At 61.0% G+C, this 3,217-nt stretch carries 2 protein-coding genes, 1 pseudogene and 1 other annotated feature; of the genes and pseudogenes, 1 reads left to right on the top strand and 2 read right to left on the bottom strand.

What is annotated here, in order from left to right:
* Window positions 1-10 precede the first annotated feature (10 nt).
* Together AAFN47_RS27965 and AAFN47_RS27960 are read right to left on the bottom strand one after the other, a co-directional pair.
* Complete coding sequence (locus tag AAFN47_RS27965; protein WP_155276029.1) at window positions 11-1,735, bottom strand: ISL3 family transposase; 1,725 nt, start codon at window positions 1,733-1,735, stop codon at window positions 11-13.
* Between the two features lie 74 nt (window positions 1,736-1,809).
* Entirely contained in the window at window positions 1,810-2,307 is a 498-nt protein-coding gene (locus AAFN47_RS27960) for a 3-oxoacid CoA-transferase subunit A (protein WP_499812471.1), read from the bottom strand.
* On the opposite strand from AAFN47_RS27960, the pseudogene AAFN47_RS27955 reads away from it, so the two are divergent.
* A pseudogene (locus AAFN47_RS27955) lies at window positions 2,288-3,217 on the top strand (IS3 family transposase); the annotation flags it as partial. The gene AAFN47_RS27960 and the pseudogene AAFN47_RS27955 overlap by 20 nt on opposite strands.
* Window positions 2,569-2,685 (top strand) — a sequence feature (AL1L pseudoknot). It overlaps the preceding pseudogene by 117 nt.

Genomic DNA, 3,217 nt, shown 5'->3' with positions numbered 1-3,217 from the left:
TGGGTCTGCCTCACTTTGTGTGGAGATCGGACAATTGGATGGGCATCATCCGCGCTCTGAGAAGCTCTGCACCCGCTCGGCCATACATAGCGCGCTTGATCGTCTTCAGTCGGTTGATCTGACCTTCCGCTTGACCATTGCTCCAAGGCAGGTCGATGGCGTTACAGACGGCGTCGATATCGCGGCGAAGGACGCGGGCAAAACGGGCCAGGAAAACCAGGCCAGAATGAATGGCATCATCAATCCAATCTTCGAGCCTTGCCGAATTTCGGCTATGAAATATTCCGCGAAACCGCATGGATAAGCTGCGCAAAGTCGCAAAGGTATCTGATCCCTGCTTGAGGGCGTCCACTTTCCGCTCTTGATTGACGGTCAGCGCGCCGCGCGGCTTGATGCAGAGAGCAGCGGCGACAACCGGCGAGATCCAGTGGCCAGTGTGCGGATCACGCACAGGCGCATTATCGTATGTACTGTCGACGACGCCAACCCGAGCCGGCGCCGCATCATCCTTATCCTTATCCTTATCCTTATCCTTATCCGATTCCGGTCTCTCGGCGCGGCGCCAGGTTGCCAGGAGGCGTTCAAGATTGGAAAAGCTGCCGGTGTACCCGCGATGCTTGATGTCATGAAACAGATGCCGCCCACGGCGGTTGCCGTCCTTCCAACATTGGGTGAGAAAGGCTTCGAAATACAGGGGAGATGTCGGCTGCAACGCTCCCCTGCGTCGGTCGGGTGGCGTTTCAAACGTCAGCCATTTCGCGATGCTGCGGCGGCCATATCCAGTGCGACGCGCAATCTCCGAGCAGGTCAGGCCTTCTTTGCTCAAGGCGTGCACCGTCTCGAACACCTCCTTCCGGGACTGCCTATGTGTCCGTCGAAGCTGATTGCGCAACCGCATTCCAGGCGCCTCCTCATGCAAAGCTCGATCGTCATGATCAGTCTCGATGTCCTCGTCTGGCAGCAGTGCCCTGCCTGTAGCTCGGCCGGAGAGGCTCATCTGTTCCTCGATCGCAAGACGCAGGTTCTGGAAGAGATGAAAGCGGTCAGCCACCTGAGACGCTTGCGGGGCACCTTCACGAGCAGCCTGCGCGTATAGCCCGCATCGATCTCGACTGACCACCTCAATGGAGGGATGCCGCTTCAACCATTGTGCAACGCTCGCCACGCTCCGGTCCTCGAGAATGTCCATGACCTTTCGGCGCTCGAGATCAACGATGATCGTGCCGTAGCGCCACGATTTCCTCCAACTCCAGTCATCGATACCGATGATCCGAGCGGGGGGCTCGTCGTCGATCTGTAAAGCCATGCGCTTCAAGTGCCGAAGGATGGTGTCGTCGCTGACCGGCATCCCGAGCTGGTTCATCAAGCGCTCTCCCGGGCGTCCGCCTGTGCCGTGCCCCAGAAGGCCGACTATGTTGGCGACCCTCTTTGTCCTGCGGGCGTAGGGCGAGGCAATATCCGGGATCGGGTCCGAGAATGTTTGCCGCCCGCACTGCCGATAACTGCAACGCCAGCGGCTCAACCGAAGCCTTACCGTCACTTCATTGCCTTGGATCGGCAGGTCCTGAAGACTGCGGTACGACCAGCCGTGCCGACGTGCGCTCTGTTTCCTGCAATCTGGACAAATGCCCGAGGATGGTCCGCAAGCCGACACAACCCAGTCACCGTCGCCGTTGGTTGCGATGCTTTGGACCTTGATGCCCGGACCGGGCGACCATTTTGATTTTGTTCTCATGCACGCCAATAGCGAAGTGCCTGCTAACGATCTATTCACCACACAAAGTGAGGCAGACCCCGTTTACGTGCCAATCAACAGTAGGGGTCAGCACGTTCCGCCTTCACCAGCGCGAAATCGCCCCTGATCCACGGCTCCATCACATAGGTCTCGCCGTCGAACTCGCGCGACTCCTTGCCGTCCGCAATCGGGGTGCCGACGCTGGCCCGGGTAAAGAATGCCCGCACGCCCGAACCGCCGGCCCGCAGCCGCTCGGCGAGCGTTCCCTGCGGCACGACTTCAAGCTCGATCTCGCCGGCATTGTAAAGCTCGTGAAACGCACGCGGATCGGACGAGCGCGGGAAGGAGCAGATCATTTTGCGCACGCGTCGGCGGCGGATCAGGGCGGCAAGCCCCACATCGCCCGTCCCGGCATTGTTGTTGACCACGACCAGGTCCTTCGCGCCATGATCGATCAGGGCATGGACCAGTTCGATGGGCGCACCTGAGCCGCCGAAACTGAACCGCACCGGGACTGTCGGAGGCTCTAACTCCCAAGTAGGATAGAGCCTGATGAGCAAGACAACGAACAAGTTTTCCCCCGAGGTGCGGACCCGGGCGGTGCGGATGGTGCTGGAGCATGGCGGGGAGTATCCGTCGCGCTGGGCGGCCGTGGTTTCGGTTTCCCAGAAGATTGGCTGTTCGGCCCACACCCTGAACGACTGGGTGAAGAAGGCCGAGGTCGATGGTGGCCGGCGTGCTGGCGTGCCCAGCGAGGTGGCCGAGAAGCTCAAGGCTCTGGAGCGAGAGAACCGGGAGCTGCGGCAGGCCAACGAGATCCTGCGCAAAGCCTCCGCATATTTTGCCCAGGCGGAGCTCGACCGCCCACTGAAGCGATGATCGCCTTTATCGACGAGCATCGTGGGCATTATGGGGTCGAGCCGATCTGCAGCGTCCTGCCAGTCGCCCCATCCACCTATCATGAGCGTGTTGCCCAACGCCGGGATCCCTCGCGGCTGTCGGCACGTGCCCAACGCGACGAAGCCCTCAAGCCTGAGGTCATGCGGGTCTTTGCCGAGAACTTCTCGGTCTATGGCGTCAGGAAGGTTTGGAGACAGATGCAGCGGGAAGGGTTCGATGTTGCGCGATGCACGGTGCAAAGGCTGATGCGGGAGCTCGGCCTGCAGGGTGTCATTCGCGGCAAACCGGTTCGCACCACGATCAGCGACAAGTCGGCTCCTTGCCCGCTCGACCAGGTGAACCGCCAGTTCCACGCACCGGCACCCGATCGGCTCTGGCTTTCGGATTTCACCTATGTGGCCACATGGGCCGGCTTCGTCTACGTGGCCTTCGTCATCGATGCCTATGCCCGCCGCATCGTTGGATGGCGGGCGTCACGGACTGCCCATGCGGGATTCGTTCTCGATGCCTTGGAGCAGGCCCTGCATGATCGGCGGCCTCTGCATGGCGGTGGCTTGGTCCATCACAGCGATAGGGGCAGCC

Origin of the sequence: Hoeflea sp. CAU 1731 (assembly GCF_039888615.1) — a bacterium.
In the GTDB taxonomy this organism is placed as follows: Bacteria; Pseudomonadota; Alphaproteobacteria; order Rhizobiales; family Rhizobiaceae; genus Flavimaribacter.
The sequence above is the reverse complement of the archived record's forward strand: the minus strand, read 5'-3'. Positions and strand labels throughout refer to the sequence as shown.